General features: G+C 62.8%; 25 protein-coding genes. 22 read left to right on the plus strand and 3 right to left on the minus strand.

The window, feature by feature from the left end:
• Nucleotides 1–37 precede the first annotated feature (37 nt).
• From lafT to I6L45_RS08655, 3 genes are read left to right on the plus strand one after another with little or no spacing between them, the layout of a single operon-like run.
• Entirely contained in the window at nt 38–895 is an 858-nt protein-coding gene (lafT, locus tag I6L45_RS08645; RefSeq protein ID WP_043762755.1) for a lateral flagellar motor stator protein LafT, read from the plus strand.
• Complete coding sequence (gene lafU / locus I6L45_RS08650) at nt 895–1,842, plus strand: lateral flagellar motor protein LafU (protein ID WP_043762758.1); 948 nt, start codon at nt 895–897, stop codon at nt 1,840–1,842. Before lafT ends, lafU begins: the two co-directional genes overlap by 1 nt.
• A complete protein-coding gene (locus I6L45_RS08655; RefSeq protein WP_216983970.1) occupies nt 1,829–2,284 on the plus strand; it encodes a hypothetical protein in 456 nt (151 codons plus the stop codon). The genes lafU and I6L45_RS08655 overlap by 14 nt, the downstream gene beginning before the upstream one ends.
• On the opposite strand, the gene I6L45_RS08660 is transcribed toward I6L45_RS08655, so the two are convergent.
• Nucleotides 2,220–3,074, minus strand: a complete 855-nt coding sequence (locus I6L45_RS08660; protein WP_254204390.1) for a lytic transglycosylase domain-containing protein — start codon at nt 3,072–3,074, stop codon at nt 2,220–2,222. The two genes, I6L45_RS08655 and I6L45_RS08660, sit on opposite strands and share 65 nt — an antisense overlap.
• A gap of 255 nt (nt 3,075–3,329) precedes the next feature.
• Between I6L45_RS08660 and I6L45_RS08665 the strand changes: the two genes are divergently transcribed.
• The 19 genes from I6L45_RS08665 to mutT all read left to right on the plus strand — a co-directional run bounded on the left by I6L45_RS08665 (nt 3,330) and on the right by mutT (nt 25,076).
• The gene (locus tag I6L45_RS08665; protein ID WP_043762764.1) at nt 3,330–3,626 is read left to right on the plus strand and encodes a hypothetical protein; all 297 of its coding nucleotides are present in this window, start codon (nt 3,330–3,332) and stop codon (nt 3,624–3,626) included.
• Between the two features lie 239 nt (nt 3,627–3,865).
• Nucleotides 3,866–4,324 carry a division/cell wall cluster transcriptional repressor MraZ gene (gene mraZ, locus I6L45_RS08670; protein ID WP_043762766.1) on the plus strand — a complete coding sequence of 153 codons (459 nt, stop codon included), beginning with the start codon at nt 3,866–3,868 and terminating at the stop codon, nt 4,322–4,324.
• Complete coding sequence (gene rsmH / locus I6L45_RS08675; RefSeq protein ID WP_216983972.1) at nt 4,325–5,263, plus strand: 16S rRNA (cytosine(1402)-N(4))-methyltransferase RsmH; 939 nt, start codon at nt 4,325–4,327, stop codon at nt 5,261–5,263.
• A 3-nt stretch (nt 5,264–5,266) separates the two neighbouring features.
• On the plus strand, nt 5,267–5,581 hold the full coding sequence (gene ftsL / locus I6L45_RS08680) for a cell division protein FtsL (RefSeq protein WP_043762770.1): 315 nt from the start codon (nt 5,267–5,269) through the stop codon (nt 5,579–5,581).
• The gene (locus I6L45_RS08685) at nt 5,578–7,344 is read left to right on the plus strand and encodes a penicillin-binding transpeptidase domain-containing protein (protein WP_043762773.1); all 1,767 of its coding nucleotides are present in this window, start codon (nt 5,578–5,580) and stop codon (nt 7,342–7,344) included. Before ftsL ends, I6L45_RS08685 begins: the two co-directional genes overlap by 4 nt.
• A 101-nt stretch (nt 7,345–7,445) precedes the next feature.
• A complete protein-coding gene (gene murE / locus I6L45_RS08690; RefSeq protein ID WP_216983973.1) occupies nt 7,446–8,930 on the plus strand; it encodes a UDP-N-acetylmuramoyl-L-alanyl-D-glutamate--2,6-diaminopimelate ligase in 1,485 nt (494 codons plus the stop codon).
• Nucleotides 8,927–10,282, plus strand: coding sequence for a UDP-N-acetylmuramoyl-tripeptide--D-alanyl-D-alanine ligase (gene murF, locus I6L45_RS08695; protein ID WP_134694761.1), 1,356 nt, complete (start codon nt 8,927–8,929; stop codon nt 10,280–10,282). The genes murE and murF overlap by 4 nt, the downstream gene beginning before the upstream one ends.
• Nucleotides 10,276–11,358, plus strand: a complete 1,083-nt coding sequence (gene mraY, locus I6L45_RS08700) for a phospho-N-acetylmuramoyl-pentapeptide-transferase (protein ID WP_011707583.1) — start codon at nt 10,276–10,278, stop codon at nt 11,356–11,358. The genes murF and mraY overlap by 7 nt, the downstream gene beginning before the upstream one ends.
• A 3-nt stretch (nt 11,359–11,361) precedes the next feature.
• Nucleotides 11,362–12,645, plus strand: coding sequence for a UDP-N-acetylmuramoyl-L-alanine--D-glutamate ligase (gene murD / locus I6L45_RS08705; RefSeq protein ID WP_216983974.1), 1,284 nt, complete (start codon nt 11,362–11,364; stop codon nt 12,643–12,645).
• Nucleotides 12,642–13,826, plus strand: a complete 1,185-nt coding sequence (gene ftsW, locus I6L45_RS08710) for a cell division protein FtsW (RefSeq protein ID WP_043762787.1) — start codon at nt 12,642–12,644, stop codon at nt 13,824–13,826. The genes murD and ftsW overlap by 4 nt, the downstream gene beginning before the upstream one ends.
• Nucleotides 13,823–14,890 (plus strand): undecaprenyldiphospho-muramoylpentapeptide beta-N-acetylglucosaminyltransferase, encoded by a 1,068-nt coding sequence (gene murG, locus I6L45_RS08715; RefSeq protein WP_216983975.1) that lies wholly within the window; start codon nt 13,823–13,825, stop codon nt 14,888–14,890. The genes ftsW and murG overlap by 4 nt, the downstream gene beginning before the upstream one ends.
• Nucleotides 14,891–14,998: 108 nt before the next feature.
• Nucleotides 14,999–16,453: a UDP-N-acetylmuramate--L-alanine ligase gene (gene murC / locus I6L45_RS08720; RefSeq protein ID WP_216983976.1), complete on the plus strand. Its 1,455-nt coding sequence runs from the start codon at nt 14,999–15,001 to the stop codon at nt 16,451–16,453.
• A 97-nt stretch (nt 16,454–16,550) separates the two neighbouring features.
• Nucleotides 16,551–17,303, plus strand: coding sequence for a cell division protein FtsQ/DivIB (locus tag I6L45_RS08725; RefSeq protein ID WP_043762795.1), 753 nt, complete (start codon nt 16,551–16,553; stop codon nt 17,301–17,303).
• Nucleotides 17,284–18,543 carry a cell division protein FtsA gene (gene ftsA, locus I6L45_RS08730; protein WP_025328454.1) on the plus strand — a complete coding sequence of 420 codons (1,260 nt, stop codon included), beginning with the start codon at nt 17,284–17,286 and terminating at the stop codon, nt 18,541–18,543. Before I6L45_RS08725 ends, ftsA begins: the two co-directional genes overlap by 20 nt.
• A gap of 39 nt (nt 18,544–18,582) precedes the next feature.
• Complete coding sequence (ftsZ, locus tag I6L45_RS08735; protein ID WP_005305686.1) at nt 18,583–19,734, plus strand: cell division protein FtsZ; 1,152 nt, start codon at nt 18,583–18,585, stop codon at nt 19,732–19,734.
• A 101-nt stretch (nt 19,735–19,835) separates the two neighbouring features.
• A complete protein-coding gene (gene lpxC / locus I6L45_RS08740) occupies nt 19,836–20,759 on the plus strand; it encodes a UDP-3-O-acyl-N-acetylglucosamine deacetylase (RefSeq protein WP_043762800.1) in 924 nt (307 codons plus the stop codon).
• A 140-nt stretch (nt 20,760–20,899) separates the two neighbouring features.
• Nucleotides 20,900–21,805, plus strand: a complete 906-nt coding sequence (locus I6L45_RS08745; protein WP_043762803.1) for a M23 family metallopeptidase — start codon at nt 20,900–20,902, stop codon at nt 21,803–21,805.
• A 57-nt stretch (nt 21,806–21,862) separates the two neighbouring features.
• The gene (gene secA / locus I6L45_RS08750; protein ID WP_216983977.1) at nt 21,863–24,580 is read left to right on the plus strand and encodes a preprotein translocase subunit SecA; all 2,718 of its coding nucleotides are present in this window, start codon (nt 21,863–21,865) and stop codon (nt 24,578–24,580) included.
• 91 nt (nt 24,581–24,671) lie between these two features.
• Nucleotides 24,672–25,076: an 8-oxo-dGTP diphosphatase MutT gene (gene mutT, locus I6L45_RS08755; protein WP_216983978.1), complete on the plus strand. Its 405-nt coding sequence runs from the start codon at nt 24,672–24,674 to the stop codon at nt 25,074–25,076.
• A 58-nt stretch (nt 25,077–25,134) separates the two neighbouring features.
• Here mutT and yacG read toward each other — a convergent pair whose 3' ends face one another.
• Together yacG and zapD are read right to left on the minus strand one after the other, a co-directional pair.
• A complete protein-coding gene (yacG, locus tag I6L45_RS08760) occupies nt 25,135–25,329 on the minus strand; it encodes a DNA gyrase inhibitor YacG (protein WP_043762810.1) in 195 nt (64 codons plus the stop codon).
• A gap of 10 nt (nt 25,330–25,339) precedes the next feature.
• A complete protein-coding gene (zapD, locus tag I6L45_RS08765; RefSeq protein ID WP_167576542.1) occupies nt 25,340–26,062 on the minus strand; it encodes a cell division protein ZapD in 723 nt (240 codons plus the stop codon).
• Between the last annotated feature and the right edge of the window lie 2 nt (nt 26,063–26,064).

The raw sequence follows: 26,064 nt of genomic DNA on the forward strand, positions 1-26,064 counted from the left end.
CGCGGGGGGAGTCTTCGTGATTTCTGCGGGAGCATCCATGCAAAAACAGATTGGTCTTGGTGTCATTTTCGTTTGTGTGATCGGCGGGTTCATGATGGCCGGGGGGCGGCCCATCGCCCTGTGGCAGCCTGCCGAACTCATCATCATCATTGGTGCCGCCGTCGGCTCCATGTTCCTCGGCAACTCCAAGGAGGTGATGCATGAAATGTGGCGCCAGATGAAGCTTTGCTTCAAGTCCAACAAAGACGAGAAGGAGATCTATCGCGAGCTGCTGACCCTGATGCATCAACTGCTGGAAGAGACCCGCAACAAGGGGATGAAGGCGCTGGACGAACACGTGGAGAACCCGCAGCAGAGCTCCGTCTTCCTGATGTATCCCCAGGTGTCGGAAGATCCGCAACTGCTCGGTTTCATCATCGACAACCTGCGTCTGCTGGGCATGGGCAAGATCACCCCCCATGAGCTGGACACCATACTGGAGCAGGAGATCATGGCCATCGAAGAGGACATGCTCAAGCCCTCCCATGCCCTGCACAAGACGGGGGAAGCCTGCCCCGGGTTCGGGATCCTCGCGGCCGTGATGGGGATCATCATCACCATGCAGCAGCTCGACGGCCCCCTCAGCAACATCGGTGTGCACGTGGCGGCCGCTCTGGTCGGCACCTTCATCGGCATCTTCCTCTGCTACTGCCTGCTGGAACCCATCAGCAACGCCATGGAGGAGATGGTCAAGCGCCGCATCGGCATGCTGATGTGCATCAAGTCGATCCTGATTGCTCAGCTGCGGGGCAAGACGCCGCTGCTCTCCGTCGACTCGGGCCGCAAGATGCTGGAGCCTGACGTGAAACCCAGCTTCCTCGAACTGGAAGACTGGGTGACCAACAGGGCCATGTGATGCGCAACCACGAGCAGATCATCATCAAGCGCCAGCAGCGGCGCAGCAGTGGTCCCAAGGGGGGAGGAGCGTGGAAGGTTGCCTTCGCCGACTTCACTCTGGCCATGATGGCGTTTTTCATGGTGCTCTGGATCCTGGCGGTCTCCAGCCAGGAAGAGCGCGATGTGGTGGCGAGCCGCCTGCGCGACTACAGCATCATGGACAGCGAGGCAAACCCCTTCGACATCCGCAACAGCCCCTATCCGGTGGATCTGGGAGGCAATCCTTCCGTGCTGGAGGAGCTGAGCCCCCAGTTCGTGGAGGAGGGGCAGCGGATGCCCAGACACATGGAGCGGGATCGCAGCATCTTCACCGACGGCGCCAAGGGCAGCTACGAGAGTCTGCTGGTGGGCAAGATCGAAGGGGAGATGCAGATGCGGCAGCTGGCCGGTTTCATCGGATCCATGGCGGACCAGATGCAGGCCAGGAACAACCTGGAGCTGCAACTGGTGCCACAGGGGCTTCGCATCCTGATCCGCGATGATGACGATCGCGAGATGTACAGCCGCGGCAGCGCCCGCATCAGTCCCTACTTCCGCCATCTGCTGATGGCGCTGGCCCCTATCTTCCAGCGTGTGGAGAACCGGGTCATGATCTCCGGCCACACCGACAGTACCCCCTTCGCGGGGGAGAACTACAGCAACTGGGAGCTCTCCTCCGATCGCGCCATGATGGCGCGGCGCGTCCTGCTTGCCGGCGGCATGCCCCCCGAGCGGGTGGGCCAGGTGGTCGCCATGTCGGACACCATGCTGGACAACACCGCCGATCCCCGGGGCAGCCAGAATCGCCGCATCGAGCTGCTGGTGATGACGACCCAGGCGGAGAAGAGCCTGGAGCAGCTGTTCAGCGCCCAAACCCAAGCCGCCACCCGGCAAGCCAAGGATGCCACTGCCCATGGAAACCCCTGATCCCGATCTGCCCCCCGTGACCCCGTTCAACGATCCCAGGCGCAAGGTACCCCGCTGGTATCTGCACGACGGCAGCACGCCCCTGGAGTCCCAGAGCTGCGGCATTGCGGCCCGGCTCATGGTGTCCGGTCTGCTCTTCGACAAGCACATCGGCCGGGCGGTGATCAAGGACATCGGGCCTGGCGGGGTCGGTTTTCTGGCCCCCGCCCGCTTCGTCCTGCCCGATACCGTCAGCCTGTCACTGCTACCCCGAATCGTGCTGGCTTGTCACATCACCCACCGCCGGGCCATCGGCCAGTACCTCAGCTTCTATGGCGCGCGCTGGGCCGATCCGGCCATCGATCTCGCCCCCGTGCTCAGCCACTGGCGCCACTGTTTCATGGCGCCAGCAGAGGGCGGGTCTGCTCCAGCCCCAGCGGATCCGGCATCCGCTCCAGCCTGATCCCCCCCCGCCCCATGTCCAGCCCCCTGGCCGGTTGCAGCAGCAGGGGGTCGTGCAGGCTCTCCAGCGACACGGCCTGAGCCAGCAGAGGCCGTCCTTCCGGTTTGCTGCGGGCTGGCGCCTTGCCCCCGCCATAGACAATGGGGCAGTCGCTCACGCTCTGGGCGTCGGGCAGGCGCCAGGCGGGGTTCCAGCGGCTCGCCTCGTTCATGGAGACACCCCTGGCCATGGCCCAGCTCAGCAGGGAGCAGTCGCCCGGCTGCCGCCATACCTGAATGCTCTCCCCCGCCTGCCAGGATGGCAGTACGAAGCCGTGCTGCGCCGCCCTGTCCAGCAACTGGGAGAGGGCGATGAAACGTGCCACGTAGAGGCGCGTCTCCGTGGGCAGTTGCAGCGCCCACAGATTGCGTGTCCCGCCATGGAGTACCGCCTTAAGCACTCGTCCTTCTCCCGCGTTATAGGCCGCCAGCGCCAGCAGCCAGTCCTGCCCGAAGAATTGATGCAGCCAGCCGAGATAGGTGAGGGCGGCCTCCGTCGCCAAAGGCAGGGAATAGCGGCCGTCGAAGCCGGGCGTCATGGGGATGGAGAAGCGGGCGGCGGTATCGGGCATCAGCTGCCAGGGCCCGGCGGCGCCGGCGGAAGAGACCACGTCCAGCCGGTAGCTGCTCTCGATCAGGGGGAGCAGCGCCAGCATGGTGGGCAGCTTGCGTGTGCGCACCTGTTGTTCCACCCAGCGGATCATGGGTTGGGACTCGGTGAGGCGCTGTTGCAGGTGGCGGCGTTGTTGCAGCAGGTAGCGGCTCTGCTGGCTGACCAGCTCGGCACCGGGACCGGCAAGGGGGGTGGGAAAACCTGCCTGCCAGTGATAATTATCGTAGGAGTAGCAAACGGTACTGGTCAGCAGCGATAACCAGGGTAGAAAGCCACGGGATAATTTTGCAAGGAAGGACATTGCCTGGCGGGAAAATGATAAAAACACGATGTATCTCAACAGTTTTTGACAATATCTGTCGACTGTTCATGTGGTATCCAGGACGTGATAAGCATGATAACACGAGTAAAAAAGACCCCAAAGGCGGGCAGGGCGATTCAGAAATTTCTGCTTTATCTGATCCTCGTTAATTTTGGTTTGATGTGGCTCTATGTCGTCTATGCCGACGAGCTGACATTTGGTGCCAACCTTCTGCTGACTTTTCTTCTCATCCTCTATAACCTGCTGCTCTGCCAGCTCGTAGTGCTGCGTGCCAGGCGGGCGGGAGATGGCTATATCATCTATCCCGTGGTGGGCGTGAGCATTATCCTGTGCGCCGTCGTGCTGTTTCGTTTCATCATTTCCCCCTGAAATCGATTAATTAAGAGCGGCACCTGACGGGATGGATTTAATTCAACCGTGAATAACTTGTGAAAAATCAATTCATTTAATCGGTACACTCCCCAGGCTGCGTCAATATGTTCCCCATGCCAGAGATCCTTGCTTGAAAAGCCCCCTGCTCGTCCTTAAACTTCATGGTGGAGAAAAGTGGATCAAAGTGGTTTTATCGGGCGGTTCGCCCTCATAACTCACCTTTCGGGGACGGCAATTTGTTGCGTGGCGCTCACGCCATCAGCCTCGACAACAAGGGGCGGTTGGCGATTCCGACCAAATATCGAGACTGGCTGCGCGACGAATGCGACGGCCAGCTGGTCTGTACCATCGACATCGCCCATCCCTGTCTGCTGCTGTATCCCCTGAATGAATGGGAAGAGATAGAGCGCAAGCTCAAGACGCTTTCCAGTACCAACCCGGCGGAGCGCCGCCTGCAGCGCCTGCTGCTCGGTCATGCGACCGAGTGCGAGCTGGACGGCAACGGCCGTCTGCTGCTCAGCCAGCCGCTGCGCAGCCATGCGGGGCTGGACAAGAAAATCATGCTGGTGGGCCAGCTCAACAAGTTTGAGTTGTGGGATGAAGCCCGCTGGCAACAACAGATCAATGACGACATCCTGGGCCTGCCCGAGGACGACTGGGCAAGTTCACCACGACTACAGGATTTTTCTTTATAAATGACCCAAGCCGCTGAACATATCACAGTGCTGTTGCACGAAGCCGTCGAAGGGCTGGCCATCAAGCCGGACGGTGTCTACGTCGACGGTACCTTTGGCCGGGGTGGTCACTCTCGTCTCATTCTCCAGCATCTGGGCCCGAGCGGGCGCCTGATAGCCATCGATCGGGATCCCCAGGCCATCGCCGAGGCGGCCAAGATCCAGGATCCCCGCTTCGAGATCGTGCACGGGCCGTTTTCCGGTATCACCCGCTATCTGACCGAGCGCGGCCTGCTGGGCAAGGTCGACGGCTTCCTGCTGGATCTGGGTGTCTCCTCCCCCCAGCTGGACGATGCCGAACGCGGCTTCAGCTTCATGAAGGACGGTCCGCTCGACATGCGGATGGACCCCACCTCCGGCCAGAGCGCCGCCGAGTGGCTGGCCCGTGCCGACGTGGATGACATCGCCTGGGTATTGAAGACCTTCGGCGAGGAGCGCTTCGCCAAGAAGATTGCCCGCGCCATCGTGCACGACCGGGTCACAGAGCCTTATGTGCGCACCCGCCAGCTGGCGGAGATGATCGCCCGGGTCAACCCCAGCAAGGAGAAGGGCAAGCACGCGGCGACCCGCAGCTTCCAGGCCATCCGCATCTACATCAACAGCGAGCTGGACGAGATCGAAACGGCCCTCAACGGCGCCCTAGACGTGCTGGCGCCCCATGGTCGCCTCTCCGTCATCAGCTTCCACTCCCTGGAAGACAGGCTGGTGAAGCATTTCATCCGCAAGCACGAGAAGGGACCTGAGGTACCGCACGGTATCCCGCTGACCGAGGCCCAGCTGGCCGGCGGTCGCAAGCTCAAGTCGGTCGGCAAGGCGCTCAAGCCTTCCGAGCACGAGGTCAATGAAAACACCCGGTCCCGCAGCTCGGTGCTGCGGGTCGCAGAGCGTCTTGCGGAGTAAGCGATGAGCGATGTGCGCGTTCACCTCGCCAGGGAGATCGTTGCGGATCTCTGGCGCCACAAGTTGCAGGTCCTGTTGACCATCGCCGTGCTGGTGACCGCTTTCGCGGTGATCCTGGTGACCAACATGACCCGGGGACTGACGGCCAAGCAGAACGACCTGATGGCGGAAGAGGACAGGCTCAACATCGAGTGGCGGCACCTCCTGCTGGAGCAGGGCACCCTGGCCGAGCACTCCCGGGTGGCGAGCCTGGCCATGGACAAGCTGCAGATGGCCCGTCCCCTGGTGACCACCGAGAAGGTAATTACACAACCATGACACGCAAGGCCGCCACCAAGGCTCCGGCAAAGGACAAAGCCAAGGCGAAAGCACCCTCACTCTACCCGTGGCGCTTTCGTACCCTGGTTTTCTTCATCGGCATCGCATTTGCGGGGTTGATCCTGCGGCTGGCCTGGATCCAGGTGATCGATCCGGACAGACTGCGTCAGGAGGGGGACATGCGCTCCCTGCGTACCACCTCCACCCAGGCGGTGCGCGGCATGATCACGGATCGCAACGGCGAGCAGCTGGCGGTTTCCGTGCCGGTCGAGGCCGTCTGGGCCGATCCCAAGACAGTGCACGAGTCCGGTGCCATCCACAACGAGCGCGCCTGGCTGGCGCTCTCCGCCGTGCTCAAACTCGACATCAACACCCTCAAGCACCGCATCGCCAACCCGAGCAAGCGCTTCGTCTACCTGCAACGCCAGGTGACGCCGGCGGTGGCGGAATACATCAAGGGTCTCAAGCTCGGCGGCATCTATCTGCGCCCCGAAGCGCGTCGTTTCTATCCGACCGGCGAGATCAGCGCCCACCTGGTGGGGGTGACCAACATCGACGGCAGCGGCATCGAGGGGATCGAGCGCAGCTACAACGAGTGGCTGACCGCGACCCCGGGCGAGATGCGGGTGCGCAAGGATCGCCAGGGCCGGGTCATCGAGCGGCTCGGGTTGGTGAAAGAGGGCAAGCACGCCAACGATCTGCAACTGAGCATCGATCAGCGGGTACAGGCGCTGGCCTATCGCGCCCTCAAGCGGGCCACCGACGAGAACAAGGCAACCTCCGGCTCCATGGTGATGCTGGACGTGAAGACCGGAGAGGTGCTCGCCATGGTCAACACCCCCTCCTACAACCCGAACAACCGCGGCCAGTACCAGAGCTTCCGGGTACGCAACCGGGTGGTGACCGATACCTATGAGCCGGGCTCCACCATCAAACCCCTGATTCTGCTGAGCGGATTGCAGGCAGGCGTCACCAGCTGGAAAGACTTCATCCCGGGCGGCCCGCTCTTTATCGGGGCCAAGCAGATCCGTGACGTGAGTATCCACAAGGCGACCAACCTCTACGACATCCTGCGCTACTCCTCCAACATCGGCATGTCGCGCATCGCGCTGCGGATGCCCGCCCAGGAGATGATCAACACCCTCAGCATGGTGGGCTTCGGGATGGACACCGGCAGCGGTCTGATGGGGGAGAGCAGCGGCATGCTGCCCCAGCGTCGCCGCTGGTCCGATATCGAACGGGCCACCCTGTCGTTCGGCTATGGTCTGCGGGTCACCCCGCTGCAGCTGGCGTCCGCCTACGCCACCCTGGCCAACAAGGGCAAGCGGGTGCCGCTCTCCATCATCAAGGTGACCAAGCCGCCCAAGGGTGAGCAGGTCATCGATCACAACAACGCCGCCGCCATGCTGCAGGCGCTGGAGTACGTGGTCAGCAACGCCATTCCCAAGGCCCAGATCCCGGGCTACCGTGTCGGTGGCAAGAGTGGTACCGCCAAGGTCGCCGTGGCAGGCGGTTACGGCAAGGATTACATGGCCTGGTTTGCCGGCTTCGCGCCGGCCAGCAACCCCCGCTTCGTCATGGTGGTGGTGATCAACGAACCCAAGGGCAATGCCTATTACGGCGGCGCCGTCGCGACCCCGCCGTTTGCCGAGGCCATGGGGGGCGTGCTGCAGCTATTCAACATCCGCCCCGATGCGATTCCGCCCGAGGTGCCCGCCAAGCTTGCCCGCACGGAGGCCGCCAATGGCGCACCACGTACCTGATCGACACGGGATAGTTTCCGTCTCCCCCGGCGCGACCGGGGAGCTTTTCATGGCGCTGCGTTTCGTGTGCGCCCGCATTCCCGTTTTCCCGGAGGCTTTCCATGCCAGCCCGCGCACTTGATCAACTGATGAGCCAGGTCGGCATCGATGCCCCGGCGCTTCCCCTCACCGACCTTCAGCTGGACAGCCGGCGGGTCGGGCCCGGGTCCCTCTTCGTGGCCATCCGCGGGCATCAGGTGGATGGCAGGCGTTTCATCGAACAGGCGGTGGCTCAGGGAGCGACCGCCGTGCTGTTTGAGGAGGACGGCGAATTCGTCGCCCCTCCGGTTCCGGTCCCCTGCATCGGCATGGTGGATCTGCCGGCCCGTCTCTCCGAGCTGGCCGGGTATTTCTACGACCAGCCGGCGAGCAAACTGCAGCTGGTGGGCATCACGGGCACCAACGGCAAGAGCACCACGGCCCTGCTGGTGGCGAACTGGCGCACCCTGCTGGGGGGCAAGGCCGGGGTCATGGGCACCATAGGCAACGGCTTGTTCGGCTCTCTCATCGAAGCGGAGAACACCACCGGCAGCGCCGTCCAGGTGCAGGCCAATCTGGCCGCGCTGCAAGCGCAGGGAGCGGATCTGGTGGCGATGGAGGTCTCCAGCCACGGTCTGGTGCAGCACCGCGTCGCCGCCCTGCCGTTTTCTGCCGCCGTGTTCACCAACCTGAGCCGGGATCACCTGGACTATCACGGCACCATGGAGGCCTATGCCGCCGCCAAGGAGGAGCTGCTGAAACTGGTGGACGAGCCTTGCGCCGTCATCAATGCCGATGACCGGCTGGGGAGGGAGTGGCTGGCGGCCTATCCGACCGCGGTGGCCTTCAGCGTGCATGGCCCGATTGAAAACCATATTGGGCGACAGCTGACGGCGCAGGATCCCCACTTCCACCAACAAGGTTTTGACACGCGCATTAACTCCAGTTGGGGGAATGGTGTATTATCCGCCCCCTTGCTCGGCCGCTTCAACGTCAGCAATGTGCTGGGTGCCATGGGGGCCATGCTGGTGCTCGGATATGACTTCGACACCCTGCTGGCCACAGCGCCGCAGCTGCAGCCGGTCACCGGCCGCATGGAGTGCTTCGGCGGTGGCAAGGCGCCGCTCGCCGTGGTCGATTATGCCCATACCCCGGACGCGCTGGAGAAGGCACTGCAGGCCCTGCGGGTACATTGCCACGGTCGCCTCTGGTGCCTGGTGGGATGCGGCGGCGATCGGGATCGTGGCAAGCGTCCCATGATGGCTGCCATGGCGGAGCTGCATGCGGACTGCGTGATCCTGACCGACGACAATCCCCGTACCGAGGAGCCGGCCCGGATCATGGCCGACATGGTGGCGGGGCTTCGCGATCCCGGCGCCGTGCAGATAGAGCACGACAGGGTCAAGGCGATCCGGCTGGCGCTGAGTCAGGCGAGCAAAGAGGACATCATCCTGGTGGCCGGCAAAGGCCACGAGGATTATCAGATCATTGGAACCGACAAGCGGCACTACAGCGACCGGGAAACCGTCGCGGCCGCCTTGCACACATTAATGGAGTCATTCAAATGATGACCCTCAGGCTTGCCGACCTGGCGCAGGTGCTCGATGCCCGCCTGATCGGGGGCGACCACGAGATCACGGCGGTCAGTACCGACACCCGTACCCTGGGCGAAGGGGCGCTGTTTGTCGCCCTGCGCGGCGAGCGTTTCGACGCCCACGATTTCTGCGACCAGGCCGTCGCCGCTGGCGCCTCCGCCCTGCTGGTGGAGCGCGAGCTGCCGCTGGCCATCCCGCAACTGGTGGTGGCCGACACCCTCAAGGGGCTGGGTCGCCTCGGCCGTCTGGTGCGCGAGCGCATCAATCCCAAGGTGCTGGCCATCACCGGCAGCTGCGGCAAGACCACGGTGAAGGAGATGGCGACCGCCATCCTGCGCCACGAAGGGGAGGTGCTGGCCACCGCCGGCAACTTCAACAACGAGGTGGGGGTGCCGCTCACCCTGCTGCGCCTGGAACCGCAACACCAGTTTGCGGTGATGGAGCTGGGGGCCAACCATCCGGGCGAGATAGCCTGGACCACGTCTCTGGCCAAACCCGATGCCGCCCTCATCAACAACGTGGCAGCCGCCCACCTGGAGGGCTTCGGCTCCCTGGAAGGGGTGTTCCACGCCAAGAGCGAGATCTTCGAGGGGCTGGGCGAGGGCGGCAGCGCCATCGTCAACGCCGACAACGAATTCTGGCCGCAGTGGCAGGCGAAGGGCCTGAGCTGCGCCTTCTCCATCGACGACCAGAGCCAGCCGTTCCATGGCCGTGACGTCGTGATAAATGCACAGGGTTGTGCCGAATTCGTGATGGTGACGCCCCAGGGCGACGTGAGCCTGACCCTGGCCATCCCGGGGCGCCACAACGTGGCGAACGCCCTGGCCGCCGCGGCCGGTTGTCTGGCGCTCGGCGCCTCGCTCGCCTCCGTCAAGGCGGGGCTGGAGCAGATGGCCCCGGTCAAGGGACGCTTCTGTGTGCAACGCTGGGGTGGCCTCACCCTGGTGGACGACACCTACAACGCCAGCGTGGAGTCCGTGCTGGCGGGCATCGACGCCCTGACCGCCATGGGCGGCTACAAGGTGCTGGTGTTCGGTGACATGAAGGAGCTGGGTGAGGAGTCCGCCGCGCAGCATGCCCGGGTCGGTCGCCACGCTCACGAGCGCGGCCTCGACGCCGTGCTGACCGTAGGGGAACAGAGTCGCCACACCGCAGATGCCGCGGCTGGCCGACATTTCGATAACAAGGCGTCGTTGTTTGAAGTGCTTGCGCAAATGATAGAGACACATCAGGAAATTTCGATTCTGGTCAAGGGGGCCCGCGGCTCCCGCATGGAAGATATCGTCAAGATGGTCGCTGACCGTCAGGAGTCGGCCACATGCTAGTCTGGCTGGCGGAACTGCTCACCCCGCACTTCACCTTCTTCAACGTCTTCTCCTACCTGACGTTTCGCGCCATCCTGTCGATCATCACCGGCTTGGTGGTGGCACTCTGGATGGGGCCGCGCCTCATCCGCCGCCTGCAGATCCTCAAATTCGGCCAGGTGATCCGCAATGACGGTCCCGAATCGCACCTGAGCAAAAAGGGCACCCCGACCATGGGTGGCCTGATGATCATCGCCGCCATCTTCATCTCTGTGCTGCTCTGGTGCCGCCTCGACAACCCTTATGTCTGGCTGGTGCTGTTCGTGCTGGGTGCCTACGGCGCCATCGGCTTTGCCGATGACTACCTCAAGGTGGTGCGCAAGAACACCGACGGCCTGATCGCCCGCTGGAAATACTTCTGGCAATCCGCTGTTGCGCTGGGGGTGGCCGTGTTCCTGTACGCCACCGCCACTCACGACGGTCAGACCCAGCTGGTGGTGCCCTTCCTCAAGGACGTGATGCCGCAACTCGGTCTGATGTTCATCGTACTGACCTACTTCGTCATCGTCGGTACCTCCAATGCGGTCAACCTGACCGATGGTCTCGATGGCCTGGCCATCATGCCGACCGTGATGGTGGCGGGGGGCTTCGCCTTCATCGCCTGGGCAACCGGCAACGTCAACTTCGCGAACTACCTGCACATCCCCTATGTGCCCTACACCTCCGAGCTGGTGATCGTCTGTACCGCCATCGTCGGGGCGGGTCTGGGCTTCCTCTGGTTCAACACCTATCCGGCCCAGGTCTTTATGGGGGATGTAGGATCGTTGGCATTGGGTGGCGCGCTCGGCACCATAGCCGTGCTGGTGCGCCAGGAGTTCCTGCTGGTGATCATGGGGGGCGTCTTCGTGATGGAGACCGTCTCGGTGATCCTGCAGGTGGGTTCCTACAAGCTGCGCGGCGTGCGCATCTTCCGCATGGCCCCCATCCATCACCACTATGAGAAGAAGGGCTGGCCGGAGCCGCGCGTCATCGTGCGCTTCTGGATCATCACCCTCATGCTGGTGCTGCTCGGCCTCGCCACCCTGAAGGTGAGGTAAGCCATGGTCATCATCATCGGACTCGGCAAAACCGGACTCTCCTGCGTCGACTACTTCCTCGGCCGTGGCGTCACGCCCCTGGTGATGGACACCCGTGCCAACCCGCCAGGCAAGGATCAGCTGCCCCCCGAGGTGGAGCTCATTCACGGGCTGGACGCAGAGCGGCTCCTGCAGGCGCACATGATAGTGGCGAGCCCTGGCATCGCCCTGGCGACCCCGGAGCTGAAGGCGGCCGCCGAGCGTGGCGTGCAGATTGTCGGCGACATCGAATTGTTCGTGCGCGAGACCCAGGTGCCCGTCATCGCCATCACCGGCTCCAACGGCAAGAGCACGGTGACCACCCTTGTGGGCGAGATGATCGCCGAGGCCGGCCTCAAGGTCGGTGTGGGCGGCAATATCGGCACGCCGGCGCTGGATCTGCTCAAGCAGCCGATGGAGCTCTGCGTGCTGGAGCTTTCCAGCTTCCAGCTGGAAACCACCCACAGTCTGCGTGCCGCCGCCTCCGTGGTATTGAACCTCAGTGAAGATCATATGGATCGCTATCAGGGCATGGCCGACTACCGCGCCGCCAAGATGGAGATCCATCAGCACTCCCAGCACATCCTGGTGAATCGGGACGATCCCCAGACCCTGCCCGATGTGGGCCAGGTGTGGCAGAGCTTCGGCCTGGACTGCAACGGTTATGGCCGCTGCGAGCTGGGGGGCCGCCACTGGCTGACCCTGCACGGCGAGCCTCTGCTGGCGGTGGACGAGATGAAGATCGTCGGCGCCCACAATCAGGCCAACGCCCTGGCGGCCATGGCTCTGTGCGACGCGGTGGGCATTCCCCGCGAGCCCCAGCTCGCGGTGCTGCGCCGCTTCGAGGGCCTGCCCCACCGTGCCCGTTTCGTGCGGGAGGTGAACGGGGTGCGCTGGATCAACGACTCCAAGGCCACCAACGTGGGGGCTACCCTGGCTGCCGTGGCCGGGGTGCGCGAAGCGGTGAAGGGGCGTCTGCTGCTGCTGGCCGGTGGCCAGGGCAAGGGGCAGGACTTCGGCCCGGTGCAGGCGCTGCTCGGCAACCAGATCGATCACATGTACTGCTTCGGTCAGGACGCCGAGGTGCTGCTGGCCCTGGGCGAACAGACCGAGATGGTTGCCGATCTCGACGCCGCCGTCGCCAAGGCGGCGGCGGATGCCCGGCCCGGTGACTGGGTGCTGCTGGCCCCGGCCTGCGCCAGCCTGGATCAATTCAAGTCCTTCGAAGCGCGCGGCGATCGCTTTACCGAACTGGTGATGGGGTTATGAACGCCCTTCGCGTGGTCGCAGGCTTCCTGCAGCGCTGGTTGCTACCGGCGCGCCCCGCCGGTCTCTACGATCGACAGTTGGTCGTGCTGGCACTCGCGCTCATGGGGGTCGGGCTGGTCATCGTGGCATCTGCCTCCATCCCCGAGGGGATCGCCTTGGGGGATGACCCCTTCATGTTCGTGAAGCGTCACGGGATGTTCCTGGTGATGGCGCTCTGCATCTCCTGGTTCGTGCTGCAGGTGCCCATGGCACGCTGGCAGCAGTACAACGGCCCCATGCTGCTGCTCGCCATCGTGTTGCTGGTGATGGTGCTGCTGGTCGGTCGCAGCGTCAACGGCTCGGTACGCTGGCTGCCGCTCGGCCCCTTCAACCTGCAGCCTGCCGAGTTCGGCAAGCTGGCGCTGTTCGTCTACCTGGCGGGCTACCTGGTGCGCCGCCAGAGCGAGGTGCGCGAGCGCTTCATCGGCTTCATCAAGCCGATGGCGGTGCTGTTCGTGGTGGCCATCCTGCTGCTGGCCCAGCCGGATCTCGGCTCCGTGGTGGTGATGTTCGTGACGTCGCTGGGCATGCTGTTCCTGGCCGGTGCTCGCCTGGTGCAGTTCATCGGTCTCATCCTGGTGGGGGTGAGCGCCGTGGTGACCCTGATCATCGCCGAACCTTACCGTATGCGGCGGGTGACCTCCTTCCTCGACCCCTGGGCCGATCCGTTCGGCAGCGGTTATCAGCTGACCCAGTCCCTGATGGCGTTTGGTCGCGGTAGCTGGTTCGGCGAGGGGCTCGGCAACTCCATCCAGAAGATGGAGTACCTGCCGGAAGCCCACACCGACTTCGTGTTTGCGATCCTGGGGGAAGAGCTGGGGTATGTGGGCGTGCTTGGCGCACTCTTCCTCATCTTTGCGCTCTCGGTCAAGGCGCTCAAGCTGGGTCACCAGGCGCTGGTGGCCGAGCGACTCTATGAAGGTTATCTGGCCATCGGCGTCGGCATCTGGTTCAGCTTCCAGACCTTCGTCAACGTCGGCGCCGCCAGCGGCATGATGCCCACCAAGGGGCTGACCCTGCCCCTGGTCAGTTATGGTGGCTCCAGTCTCATCATCATGATGGTGGCGGTGAGCATGTTGATCCGTATCGATTTCGAGTTGCGCCAGGCCAGTGCCCAGGCGCGTGTGCGGGAGGTTTCGTGAGCAAGACGTTACTGGTGATGGCGGGTGGTACCGGGGGCCATGTGTTCCCCGGTCTGGCCGTTGCCGATCGCCTCAAGGCCCAGGGCTGGACCATTCACTGGCTCGGCACCGCCGACCGGATGGAGGCGGAGCTGGTGCCCGCCCACGGCTACCCCATCTCCTTCATCGACATCCAGGGGGTGCGTGGCAACGGCATCAAGCGCCTGCTGGCAGCCCCCTATCGCATCGTCAAATCCGTGCTGCAGGCCCGCCAGGTGCTCAAGACCATCCAGCCCGACGTGGTGCTCGGCATGGGGGGCTTTGCCTCCGGCCCGGGTGGCGTGGCCGCCTGGCTCGCCGGTATTCCGCTGCTGCTGCACGAGCAGAACGCGGCGGCCGGCATGACCAACAAGTTGCTGGCCCGCCTCGCCAAGCGCGTGCTGATGGCCTTCCCGGGTGCCTTCGCCCCGAGCGCCCGCACCGCCGTGGTGGGTAACCCGGTGCGCCCCGAGGTGGTTTCCCTGCCGGATCCGCAACTGCGCAGCAGTGCAGAACCGCTGCGCCTGCTGATCGTCGGCGGCAGTCTGGGGGCCCGGGTGCTCAACGAACAGGTGCCGCCCGCAGTCGCCGCCGCCGGTGTGCCCATCGCGGTGCGCCACCAGTGCGGCAAGGGCAATGGCGAGGCCGTCTCCGCCGCCTATGCCCAGCACGGCCTCGATGCCGAGGTGAGCGAATTTATCAAGGACATGGCGGACGCCTATGCCTGGGCCGACCTGGTGGTCTGTCGGGCCGGGGCCCTGACCGTGTCCGAAGTGGCCGCCGCCGGGGTGGCTGCCATCTTCGTTCCGCTGCCCCACGCGGTGGACGATCACCAGACCCGCAACGCCCTGACCCTGGTCGACGGCGGTGCGGCCGAGTTCCTGCCCCAGTCCGAGCTGACGCCGGCCGCCCTGGCGGCCCGTCTCTCCTGGCTCGCCGGGCGCAGGGAGACGCTGCTGAACATGGCCCAGGCCGCGCGCCGCGTCGCCATCACGGACGCGGCCGAGCGGGTGGCTGACGAATGCAAGCGGCTCGCGACAAGGTGAGCCAAACGAGATTGACGGACGGGGTGCTGGCCAAGGCCGCGTACCCTCTCCTCGAATACATGTGTCACCGAATGAAAGTGGCTTGTGGCCGCGAATTGAGAAAGAACTATGACCAAGGTTGAACTGGCAAAACTGCGTACCGTTATCCCTGAAATGCGCCGCGTGCGTCGCATCCACTTTATCGGCATCGGTGGAGCCGGTATGGGCGGTATTGCCGAGGTGCTTGCCAACGAGGGGTATCAGGTGACTGGTTCCGATCTGGCTCGTAATGCGGTCACCGAACGCCTGGCCTCCCTGGGGGCCCACATCTTCGTCGGTCACAGTGCCGAGCACGTCGACGGCGCCAGCGTGGTGGTGGTCTCCACCGCCATCAAACAGGACAACCCCGAGCTGGTGGCTGCCCGCGAGCTGCGCATCCCCGTGGTGCGCCGCGCCGAGATGCTGGCCGAGCTGATGCGCTTCCGCCATGGCATCGCCATCGCCGGCACCCACGGCAAGACCACCACCACCAGTCTGGTGGCGAGCATCTATGCCGAAGCGGACCGGGATCCGACCTTCGTCATCGGGGGCCTGCTCAACAGCGCCGGCACCAATGCGCGCCTGGGGAGCAGCCGCTACCTGATCGCCGAGGCGGACGAGAGCGACGCCTCCTTCCTGCATCTGCAGCCCATGGTCTCCATCGTGACCAATATCGAAGCGGATCACATGGACACCTACGGCGGTGACTTCTCCAAGCTGAAGGCCACCTTCATCGACTTCCTGCACAACCTGCCGTTCTACGGGCTGGCCGTGGTGTGCGTGGACGACCCCGTGATCCGCGGCATGCTGCCGGAGATCGCCCGCCCGACCATCACCTATGGCCTGAGTGATGACGCCGATGTCCAGGTGCTGGATTTTGTGCAGACCAGCAACCGCAGCCGCTTCCGGGTGCGTCGCGCTGGCGCGGGCGAGCTGGAGGTGACCCTGAATCTGCCGGGTATTCACAATGCCCTCAACGCTGCTGCCGCCATCGCGGTCGCGACCGAGGATGGCATCGGTGACGAGGCCATCATCCAGGCGCTCGCCAAGTTTGAAGGGGTGGGTCGCCGCTTCCAGCAATACGGCGAGTTCGAGACCGGCCGCGGCAAGGCCATGCTGGTGGACGACTACGGCCACCACCCGAGCGAGGTCAAGGTCACCATCAACGCCGCCCGTGCCGGCTGGCCCGAGAAGCGCCTGGTGATGGTGTTCCAGCCCCACCGTTACAGCCGGACCCGGGATCTCTATGAAGATTTCGCCGATGTGCTCTCCAAGGTGGACGTGCTGGTGATGCTGGAGGTCTATGCCGCCGGTGAAGAGCCGATCCCGGGTGCCGATGGCCGCGCTCTGTGCCGCACCATCCGTTCCCGTGGCACCCTGGAGCCCATCTTTGTCGCAACGCCTGACGACGTGCCGGCGGTGCTGGCTGACCTGATTGGCGAGGGGGATCTGGTGCTGACCCAGGGGGCGGGGAACGTCGGGGCGCTTGCCCGTCGTCTCGGCGAGATGAAATTGAGCGTGGATAGCATGAAATCCGGTGCCTGAGGGCCCAATGAGTATTTTGACCGCCAAGCCGAGGCCTATATAATGGCGAACCGGCCTGCAAGTGGCCGGCACGGCGCGTTAAACGGGGATCGATCGGGTGGAGGCAAGGGCACAAGGGCGCACCAAGGGAGGCTTCATCGCCGGGGTGGGAATTTTCATCCTGGTCATGTGGGGGCTCTACCAGACTGCGCTGGATGTTAAAGATTGGCTGACGGATGCCAGTCGGTTGCCCATGAGCGAGCTGTTGCTGCAGGGGCAACACGAATATTTGAAAGCCGATGAGTTGCGTGCCGCCGTGCTGGATGGTGCCGAGCTGCGCAACTTCTTCGAGCTGGACGTGAACGAATTGCAGGCGCGTCTGAACGCCTTGCCCTGGGTAGCCCAGGTTTCGGTACGCAAGAAGTGGCCGAACAAGATCAAGGTCTACCTCACCGAACAGGACGTGGCGGCCCGCTGGAATGACAGCCGCTTCGTCAACACCAAGGGTGAGGTATTCAGTGCGCCGGACAGGGTGAAGAAACCCCTGATGCAGTTGTCCGGCCCCGATGACCAGGCGGCCAAGGTGCTGGAGGCCAGCCATCAGTACGAGACGCTGCTGGCGGCAAAGGGATACAAGTTGCTGGGGGTGCATTTGACCCCCCGCCATGCCTGGGAACTGACCCTGGATGGCAACATTCAGCTGTTTGTGGGGCGCTCGGACATCGCGCTCCGTCTGCAGCGGTTTATCGATGCCTTTCCGGTCATCGAGCCTCGTGAGCGGGTTGCTTACGTGGATCTTCGATACGACACCGGGATGGCAGTTGGCTGGAAGAAAAGCGAAGAGAAAGTGAATGACCAACACCGCAGATAGAAATTTGATTGTCGGACTGGATATCGGCACGACCAAGGTGGCGGTACTGGTTGGCGAAGTATTGCCAGATGGCGAACTCAATGTCATCGGCATGGGCAGCCACGCTTCTCGCGGGATGGAGAAGGGCGGGGTCAATGACCTCGACTCCGTGGTCAAGTCCCTGCGCCGCGCGGTGGAAGAGGCCGAGATGATGGCCGACTGCCAGATCAGCTCCGTCTATCTGGGGCTCTCCGGCAAGCACATCGACTGCCGCAACGAGACCGGCATGGTGCCCATCTCCGATGAAGAGGTGACCCAGGAAGACGTGGACAACGTCATCCACACCGCCAAGTCGGTGCGACTGTCGGACGAGCTGCGGGTGTTGCACGTGCTGCCCCAGGAGTTCGCCATCGACTATCAGGAAGGGATCAAGAACCCGGTCGGCCTCTCCGGCGTGCGGATGGCGGCCAAGGTGCACCTGATCACCTGCCACAACGACATGGCGCGCAACATCGAGAAGTGCGTGGAGAAGGTGGGCCTGCGGGTGGATCAGTTGATCTTCTCCGCGCTGGCGTCCAGCTACGCCGTGCTGACCGAGGACGAGAAGGAGCTGGGTGTCTGCGTGGTGGACATCGGTGGCGGCACCATGGACATGTCGCTCTTTACCGGCGGCGCCCTGCGTCACACCAAGGTGATCCCCTATGCCGGCAGCACGGTGACCAGCGACATCGCCTACGCCTTCGGCACGCCGCCGCTGGATGCGGAAGCGATCAAGGTGCGCTACGGCTGTGCCCTCGGCCGCCTGGTCAGCAAGGAAGACAATATCGAAGTCCCCAGTGTCGGCGGCCGCCCGGCGCGCAGCCTGCAGCGGCAGACTCTGGCGGAAGTGATTGAACCCCGTTACACCGAGTTGCTCTCCATGGTGAATGACGAGCTGGTGCGGGTGCAGAGCGAATTGAAGGCACAGGGGGTCAAGCATCAGCTGGCCGCCGGTGTGGTATTGACCGGTGGCGCGGCCCAGATCGAAGGCATTGTGGAGTGTGCAGAGCAGATCTTCCAGAGCCAGGTCCGGGTGGGTGAGCCCATGAATATCCGGGGATTGAGTGACTACGTACAGGCACCGGTGTACTCGACCGCAGTCGGGTTGTTGCAGTATGGCCGTACCAATCAATCCACCGGCAGTAGCAAGGAATATGCCGCCAAGGCAAGCGTAGGTGGGCTGGTCAAACGGGTCAGCAACTGGTTGCGTGGCGAGTTCTAAAGATTTTGCTGAGTCAGGCAAATAAAGCGGAGAGACAACATGTTTGAATTTATGGATAGCCACACTGACGAAGCCGTCATCAAGGTGATAGGTGTGGGTGGCGGCGGCGGCAACGCAGTCGAGCACATGGTTCGTCAAAACATCGAGGGTGTTGAGTTCATTACCGTCAACACCGACGCCCAGGCGCTGCGCAACTCCAGTGCCAACACTACCCTGCAGATCGGTGGTGGCATCACCAAGGGTCTGGGTGCCGGGGCCAACCCGGAAGTGGGTCGTGACGCCGCCATGGAAGACAGGGAAGCGCTGCGCGAGCTGCTGACCGGTTCCGACATGGTGTTCATCGCCGCCGGCATGGGCGGTGGTACCGGTACCGGTGCTGCGCCGATCGTGGCCGAAGTGGCGCGCGAGATGGGCATCCTGACCGTTGCCGTCGTGACCAAGCCGTTCTCCTTCGAAGGGAAGAAGCGGATGGGCTTCGCCGCTCACGGTATTGAAGAGCTGTCCAAGAACGTCGACTCCCTGATCACCATCCCCAACGACAAGTTGCTGAAGGTGCTGGGTCGCGGCATCTCCCTGCTGGACGCCTTCAAGGCAGCCAACGACGTGCTGCTGGGCGCGGTACAGGGCATCGCCGAGCTGATCACCCGTCCGGGCCTGATCAACGTCGACTTCGCGGACGTCCGTACCGTAATGCGCGAGATGGGTACCGCCATGATGGGTACCGGCTCCGCTTCTGGTGACGACCGTGCCGAAGAAGCCGCCGAGAAGGCCATCTCCAGCCCGCTGCTGGAAGACGTGGATCTGGCCGGTGCCCGTGGCATCCTGGTCAACATCACCGCCGGCATGGACATGACCATCGAAGAGTTCGAAACCGTCGGTAACGCGGTCAAGGCCTTCGCGTCCGAGAACGCCACCGTGGTGGTGGGTACCGTTATCGACCCGGAAATGCACGACGAACTGCGCGTGACCGTGGTGGCCACCGGTATCGGTGCCGAGCGCAAGCCCGACATCACCCTGGTGAAGAACAACATGGTACAAGAGCGTCCGGCTCGTCAGCCCCTGATCAGCGAAGCCCTGCAGTCTCGCGTGATGGAAGAGGCGCCGGCCAAGGTGGTGAACGCCGAGCCGCAAGCTCGTCGCGAACCGGATTATCTCGATATTCCTGCGTTCCTGCGCAAGCAGGCAGACTAAGCCTCTGATGGCTCTGGTTTGTTTGTTGCTTAAGGATTGTGCTAAGATGGCCCGGCAACGACCATCTGGTCAGGAATATGAGCTGTTAAGCGGATACACCCATGATTAGACAAAGAACCTTGAAAACGAGTGTCCAGGCCACCGGTGTGGGCCTGCATTCGGGCCGGAAAGTCACCATGACGTTCCGTCCGGCGCCTGTTAACACAGGGATCGTTTACTTGCGTACCGATCTGAATCCTGTGGTAGAGCTGCCAGCCAACGCCGATCAGGTGCGTGATACCGTGCTTTGTACCGCTCTGGTGAACGAAGCCGGTGTCCGCGTGTCCACCATCGAACACCTCTCTGCCGCCCTGGCCGGGATGGGGATCGACAACCTCTATGTGGAGGTTGACGCACCCGAGATCCCGGTGATGGATGGCAGTGCGCATCCGTTTATCTACCTGCTGCAGGAAGTGGGTATCCGTGAACAGAATGCGCCCAAGCAGTTCGTGCGTATCAAGCAGAGCGTGCGGGTTGAAGACGGCGACAAGTGGGCGGAATTCCACCCCTATCGCAACGGCTTCAAGATGGATCTCGAGATCGACTTCCAGCATCCGGTGTTTGAAGGCCGCAACCAGCGTTGCGTGCTTGACTTCTCCGGCAGCTCCTTCGTGAAAGAGATCAGCCGTGCCCGTACCTTCGGCTTCATGCGCGACATCGAGTACCTGCGTTCCCAGAACCTGGCGCTGGGCGGCAGCCTGGAAAACGCCGTGGTGCTGGATGACTACCGGGTGCTGAACGAAGATGGCCTGCGTTACGAGGACGAGTTCGTCAAGCACAAGATGCTGGATGCCATCGGTGATCTGTACATGTGCAATCGCAGCATCATCGGTGAATTCCGTGCCTACAAGACGGGCCATGCCCTGAACAACAAGCTGCTGCGCGCCTTGCTGGCCCAGCAGGAGGCCTGGGAACTGGTGACCTTCGAGGGTGAGGGCGACAAAGCCCCCATCGCTTACTACGACAACGGTCTGGTTCTGGCCTGATAGCTGTGCAACAGGACGTCGGTCATCTCTCCGCACCGACGTCCTGTCATTTGTTTATTCCATCCTTTAATACCGATTATCTCCCGGTTTTATTGCCCGTGCGGGCCTCTGGCCTCACCTGACCGAGAAGACATATTTCTATGAGCATTACCCTGATCCTCCACGGTAAGCAGCGCCGCAAGTTGCACTTACCCAAACAACGTCTGGCCTGGGTCGGCGGTATCCTCTTCACGGTATTGGCCTTAGGTGGCGGCTGGCTCTGGCAGAGCTGGCAGCAAAAAATGGACGCGCTGGAAACCGCGCTGGCCCTGGCCGAACAGCAAAAAACCGCACAAGGGGCCGATGAAGCCCGTGAACAGCTCGCCATGCTGGCGGCCCAGGTGGGCACCATGCAGGGGCAGCTTGGCCGCCTCAATGCCCTCGGCGAACGCCTGACCGAGAAGGCAGACCTGGATCCCGAAGAGTTCAACTTCAAGGAGCTGCCTCCCATGGGGGGCCCCTCCTATGATGCTGATCTGGAAGTCAGCCTCAACGAATTGCAAGACTCCATGGAACACCTCAACCGCCAGCTCAGCAGCCGTGAAGAACAGCTGTCGGTACTTGAAACCTTTATCATGAATCACCATATCACCGATGCCGGCTTCATCCCGGGTTCACCGGTGAAGCAGGAGCGAGTCTGGATCTCCTCCGGCTTCGGTGGCCGGGTCGATCCGTTCAACGGTCGCGCCAAGATGCACAAGGGAGTGGATTTCCGTGGCAAGCCCGGCACCCCCATACTGGCGACCGGCAAGGGGATCGTCAGCTGGGCTGGCCGTCATCCGGAATTTGGCAACATGGTGGAAATAGACCATGGCAATGGTCTGGTGACCCGTTATGCCCACAATTCCAAGTTGCTGGTGGATGTGGGCACCCTGGTCGATGAAGGCCAGAAGATAGCCCTGATGGGGCGCACCGGTCGTGCGACCGGCGTGCATTTGCATTACGAAGTGTTGAAAGATGGTCGTCAGGTCAACCCCGCGCGCTTTCTGAATGCCAGACGGGGTTAGGTTTTTTCTTCAGGTTCCAGTGACGGAACGCTTATATAACCAAAACAGTTGGTACCCATGATTAGCACACTGCTCACCAAGATTATCGGCAGCCGGAACGACAGAACGCTCAAGGCTTTGCGTAAAATTGTAAAACAGATCAATGCGATGGAGCCTCAGTTCGAGGCACTGTCCGATCAGGAGCTGCAGGCCAAGACTGCCGAGTACCGTCAGCGTCTGGAGCAGGGTGAAACACTGGAGCAGTTGCTGCCGGAAGCCTTCGCCACCGTGCGTGAAGCCTCTCGCCGTGTGTTCGGCATGCGTCACTTCGACGTCCAGCTGATCGGCGGCATGGTGCTGAACTCCAACCGCATCGCCGAGATGAAGACCGGTGAAGGCAAGACCCTGACCGCGACCCTGCCGGCCTACCTGAATGCCCTGACCGGCCGCGGCGTGCACGTGGTGACGGTGAACGACTATCTGGCCAAGCGTGACGCCGAGGCGAATCGCCCGCTGTTCGCCTTCCTCGGCCTGACCGTCGACTGCAACGTGCCCGGCATGGATGCATCCCAGAAGCGCGACGCCTACGCCGCCGACATCACCTACGGTACCAACAACGAATTCGGTTTCGACTACCTGCGCGACAACATGGCGTTCTCGCCGGAGCAGCGCGTGCAGCGTCCGCTCAACTATGCGCTGGTGGATGAGGTGGACTCGGTGCTCATCGATGAGGCCCGTACTCCGCTCATCATCTCTGGTCCGGCGGAAGACAGCTCCGCCATGTACACCCAGATCAACAAGCTGATCCCCCTGCTGGTGAAGCAGGACAAGGAAGACTCCGAAGAGTACACCGGCGACGGCCACTACACGGTGGACGAGAAGAACCGCCAGGCGCTGCTGACCGAGAACGGCCAGATCTTCGTGGAAGAGCTGCTCAAGAAAGAGGGGCTGCTGGCCGAAGAGGACTCCCTGTTCTCCGCCACCAACATCAGCCTGCTGCACCACGTCAACGCCGGCCTGCGTGCGCACACCCTGTTCGAGCGCAACGTGGACTACATCGTCCAGAAGGACGAGATCGTCATCGTCGACGAGCACACCGGCCGCACCATGCCGGGTCGTCGCTGGTCTGACGGCCTGCACCAGGCGGTCGAGGCGAAGGAAGGGGTCAAGATCCAGAACGAGAACCAGACCCTGGCCTCCATCACCTTCCAGAACTACTTCCGTCTGTATGACAAGCTGGCGGGCATGACGGGTACTGCCGATACCGAAGCCTTTGAATTCCAGCAGATTTACGGTCTGGATACCGTGGTCATCCCGACCAACAAGCCGATGGTGCGCAAGGACATGGGCGATCTCGTCTACCTGACCGCCCAGGAGAAATACGCCGCCATCGTGCAGGACATCCGCGAGTGCGTGAAGCGCGGCCAGCCGGTGCTGGTCGGTACCGTCTCCATCGAGAACTCCGAGCTGCTCTCCGGCATCCTGACCAAGGAGAACATCCCGCACAAGGTGCTGAACGCCAAGTTCCACGCCATGGAAGCGGAGATCGTCGCCCAGGCAGGCCAGACCGGTGCCGTCACCATCGCCACCAACATGGCCGGTCGTGGTACCGACATCGTGCTCGGCGGTAACTGGCAGGCAGAGATTGCCAAGCTGGAAAACCCGTCAAACGAGCAGATTGCCGAGCTGAAAGCGGCCTGGCAGGTGCGTCACGACGAAGTGCTGGCCGCTGGCGGCCTGCACATCATCGGTACCGAGCGTCACGAATCCCGTCGTATCGACAACCAGCTGCGCGGCCGTTCCGGTCGTCAGGGCGACCCGGGTTCCTCCCGCTTCTACCTCTCCATGGAAGATACCCTGATGCGGATCTTCGCCTCCGATCGCGTGACCGGCATGATGAAGAAGCTGGGCATGGAAGAGGGCGAGGCCATCGAGCACCCGTGGGTGACCAAGGCCATCGAGAACGCCCAGCGCAAGGTGGAAGGTCGCAACTTCGACATCCGTAAAAACCTGCTTGAGTTTGACGATGTGGCCAACGATCAGCGCAAGGTGGTCTACGAGCAGCGCAACGAGCTGCTGGACACCGGCGACATCTCCGAGACCATCCACGTCATCCGTGACGATGTCTACGGTGCCATCATCGACGAGTACATTCCGCCCCAGTCCCTGGAAGAGATGTGGGACGTACCGGGTCTGGAGGCGCGTCTGAAGTCCGATTTCGCCCTCGACCTGCCGCTGCAGCAGTGGTTGGCGGAAGACGACAAGCTGTATGAAGAGAAGCTGCGCGAGCGAATCCTGGACGAAGCCACCAAGCTCTATGCCCACAAGGAGGAGCTGGTCGGCAAGGAGGTGCTGCGCAACTTCGAGAAGGCGGTGATGCTGCAAACCCTGGATGGCCTGTGGAAGGAGCATCTGGCGGCCATGGATCATCTGCGTCAGGGCATCCATCTGCGCGGCTACGCCCAGAAAAACCCCAAGCAGGAGTACAAGCGCGAATCCTTCGATCTGTTCACCCAGATGCTGGAGACTCTCAAGCGCGACGTGGTCAGCATCCTGAGCCGGGTACAGGTGCAGGAGCGGGACGTGGAGGCGATGGAAGAGCAGCAGCGCCAGCAGGCAGAAGCCGCTCCCCGTACCTATACCCACGCCGCCGCCGAGAACCAGCTTGCCGATGAAGAGCAGGCTGAAACGGCCCCCGTCACCTTTGTGCGGGACGAGCAGAAGGTGGGGCGCAACGATCCCTGCCCCTGCGGCTCCGGCAAGAAATACAAGCACTGTCACGGTCAGTTGACCTGATAACGCGCGATGCCATAACAAGGCGGGCCCAGTGCCCGCCTTGTTATTGATGAGAATTGCGCAGTGACCTGCATCTGACGAGGTAACCGAAATGGGACAGAAGAAACGGATCTGGGTGGCGGTCGGCGTCATCGAGAATGAACGGGGCGATATCTTCATCGCCAAACGCTCTGCCGATCGCCATCAGGGGGATCGCTGGGAGTTTCCCGGGGGCAAGGTGGAATCGGGTGAAGACTTGCTCACCGCGCTGGACCGGGAGCTGTGGGAGGAGATCGGGATCCGGGTGCAGGATTGTGCCCCCTTCATGGAGCTGCACCACGATTACCCCGACAAGCAGGTATTGCTGGATATCTGGAAAGTGACCCGCTTCCACGGCGAACCGTTTGGCAAGGAGGGGCAGGAGTGCCGCTGGGTGCCGCTGGCCTCGTTGCACGAATACCGCTTCCCGGATGCCAACGGCCCCATAGTAGCGCGGCTGCAGGCCTCGTTGTCCTGAAGGCGGTATCAAGTCATTGAAAAAGGGCCTCTTAGGCCCTTTTTTGATCATGTTGTGTTTACTGCCAGGGATCGCCCTGCTCCGGATCGGGCAGCAGATCCGGGTTGATCTCGCCCGGGATGCGCTTCTGTTCATCCGCCCATTCGCCGAGGTCGATCAGCTGGCAGCGCTTGCTGCAGAAGGGGCGAAACGGGCTCTGGGGGCCCCACTCGATTTCGGTCTGACAGGTCGGGCACTTTACCTTGGTTACCATGGGGCGCTCCTCAACAACAGGCGAGCTGGAACGCGACGTCGCCAATCTGCTGTTCCGTCGTCGGCAGGAAGCGCAGGGCGAAGCGGTTTTTGTGTCCACTCAGGGTCGGGTAGCAGGGCTGGGTGCCGGACAAGCGGATACGGATAAGTTCGGCTCCCTCGGCGGTGTCCTGGAAGAAGCCGTTGGTGGCCACTTGCTCGCTGAAATTGCCCGACTCGCGCCACAGGCGTAGCAGCAGAGTGATGGCGTTCATCAGCAGGGTGATGTCACTGAGCCATTGCTGCATCTGCTGGTGGCGTGCCACGGCCGGGGTGATCAGCCAGTGGTGCAGCTGGGGCACGTCGAAGGCGCACAGGCCGCCCGGGATGGAGAAACGCTGACGGATGGAGCCGAGCAGACGATCTTCCTTCAGGCGGGCACCTGGACGCGGGGAGTTGAGCAGGTTGCGGGAGAGCTGGGTGCTCTCCTGCTGCATCCGCTGGATCTGCTCGAGATCGACATCGGGCAGGCTGGCCCAGTGGCTCAGGCGCTGGCCGAGGCGCTCCAGATCCTTGATCAGATCGGCACGCAGATCGCCGCGCTCCAGCAGCTCCTGCAAATCGAACAACCCCTTGAAGAAGGCGATGTGTGCCCAGGACTGGTCACTCTCCAGATTGTCGCGGATCTGGGAAAACAGGGACTCCAGACGAAGATAGGTCCGGCTTTTTTCGTTGAGGGGAAAATCGTAAATCATGC

This window comes from Aeromonas sp. FDAARGOS 1415 (assembly GCF_019048365.1).
GTDB lineage: Bacteria > Pseudomonadota > Gammaproteobacteria > Enterobacterales > Aeromonadaceae > Aeromonas > Aeromonas taiwanensis.

Excerpts from the sequence above, each read along its gene's own strand:
- lafT (WP_043762755.1), top strand. The coding sequence starts at position 38 with ATGCAAAAACAGATTGGTCTTGGTGTCATTTTCGTTTGTGTGATCGGC.
- lafU (WP_043762758.1), top strand. The coding sequence starts at position 895 with ATGCGCAACCACGAGCAGATCATCATCAAGCGCCAGCAGCGGCGCAGC.
- I6L45_RS08655 (WP_216983970.1), top strand. The coding sequence starts at position 1,829 with ATGGAAACCCCTGATCCCGATCTGCCCCCCGTGACCCCGTTCAACGAT.
- I6L45_RS08665 (WP_043762764.1), top strand. The coding sequence starts at position 3,330 with ATGATAACACGAGTAAAAAAGACCCCAAAGGCGGGCAGGGCGATTCAG.
- rsmH (WP_216983972.1), top strand. The coding sequence starts at position 4,325 with ATGACCCAAGCCGCTGAACATATCACAGTGCTGTTGCACGAAGCCGTC.
- ftsL (WP_043762770.1), top strand. The coding sequence starts at position 5,267 with ATGAGCGATGTGCGCGTTCACCTCGCCAGGGAGATCGTTGCGGATCTC.
- I6L45_RS08685 (WP_043762773.1), top strand. The coding sequence starts at position 5,578 with ATGACACGCAAGGCCGCCACCAAGGCTCCGGCAAAGGACAAAGCCAAG.
- murE (WP_216983973.1), top strand. The coding sequence starts at position 7,446 with ATGCCAGCCCGCGCACTTGATCAACTGATGAGCCAGGTCGGCATCGAT.
- murF (WP_134694761.1), top strand. The coding sequence starts at position 8,927 with ATGATGACCCTCAGGCTTGCCGACCTGGCGCAGGTGCTCGATGCCCGC.
- mraY (WP_011707583.1), top strand. The coding sequence starts at position 10,276 with ATGCTAGTCTGGCTGGCGGAACTGCTCACCCCGCACTTCACCTTCTTC.
- murD (WP_216983974.1), top strand. The coding sequence starts at position 11,362 with ATGGTCATCATCATCGGACTCGGCAAAACCGGACTCTCCTGCGTCGAC.
- ftsW (WP_043762787.1), top strand. The coding sequence starts at position 12,642 with ATGAACGCCCTTCGCGTGGTCGCAGGCTTCCTGCAGCGCTGGTTGCTA.
- murC (WP_216983976.1), top strand. The coding sequence starts at position 14,999 with ATGACCAAGGTTGAACTGGCAAAACTGCGTACCGTTATCCCTGAAATG.
- ftsA (WP_025328454.1), top strand. The coding sequence starts at position 17,284 with ATGACCAACACCGCAGATAGAAATTTGATTGTCGGACTGGATATCGGC.
- ftsZ (WP_005305686.1), top strand. The coding sequence starts at position 18,583 with ATGTTTGAATTTATGGATAGCCACACTGACGAAGCCGTCATCAAGGTG.
- lpxC (WP_043762800.1), top strand. The coding sequence starts at position 19,836 with ATGATTAGACAAAGAACCTTGAAAACGAGTGTCCAGGCCACCGGTGTG.
- I6L45_RS08745 (WP_043762803.1), top strand. The coding sequence starts at position 20,900 with ATGAGCATTACCCTGATCCTCCACGGTAAGCAGCGCCGCAAGTTGCAC.
- secA (WP_216983977.1), top strand. The coding sequence starts at position 21,863 with ATGATTAGCACACTGCTCACCAAGATTATCGGCAGCCGGAACGACAGA.
- mutT (WP_216983978.1), top strand. The coding sequence starts at position 24,672 with ATGGGACAGAAGAAACGGATCTGGGTGGCGGTCGGCGTCATCGAGAAT.
- yacG (WP_043762810.1), bottom strand. The coding sequence starts at position 25,329 with ATGGTAACCAAGGTAAAGTGCCCGACCTGTCAGACCGAAATCGAGTGG.
- zapD (WP_167576542.1), bottom strand. The coding sequence starts at position 26,062 with ATGATTTACGATTTTCCCCTCAACGAAAAAAGCCGGACCTATCTTCGT.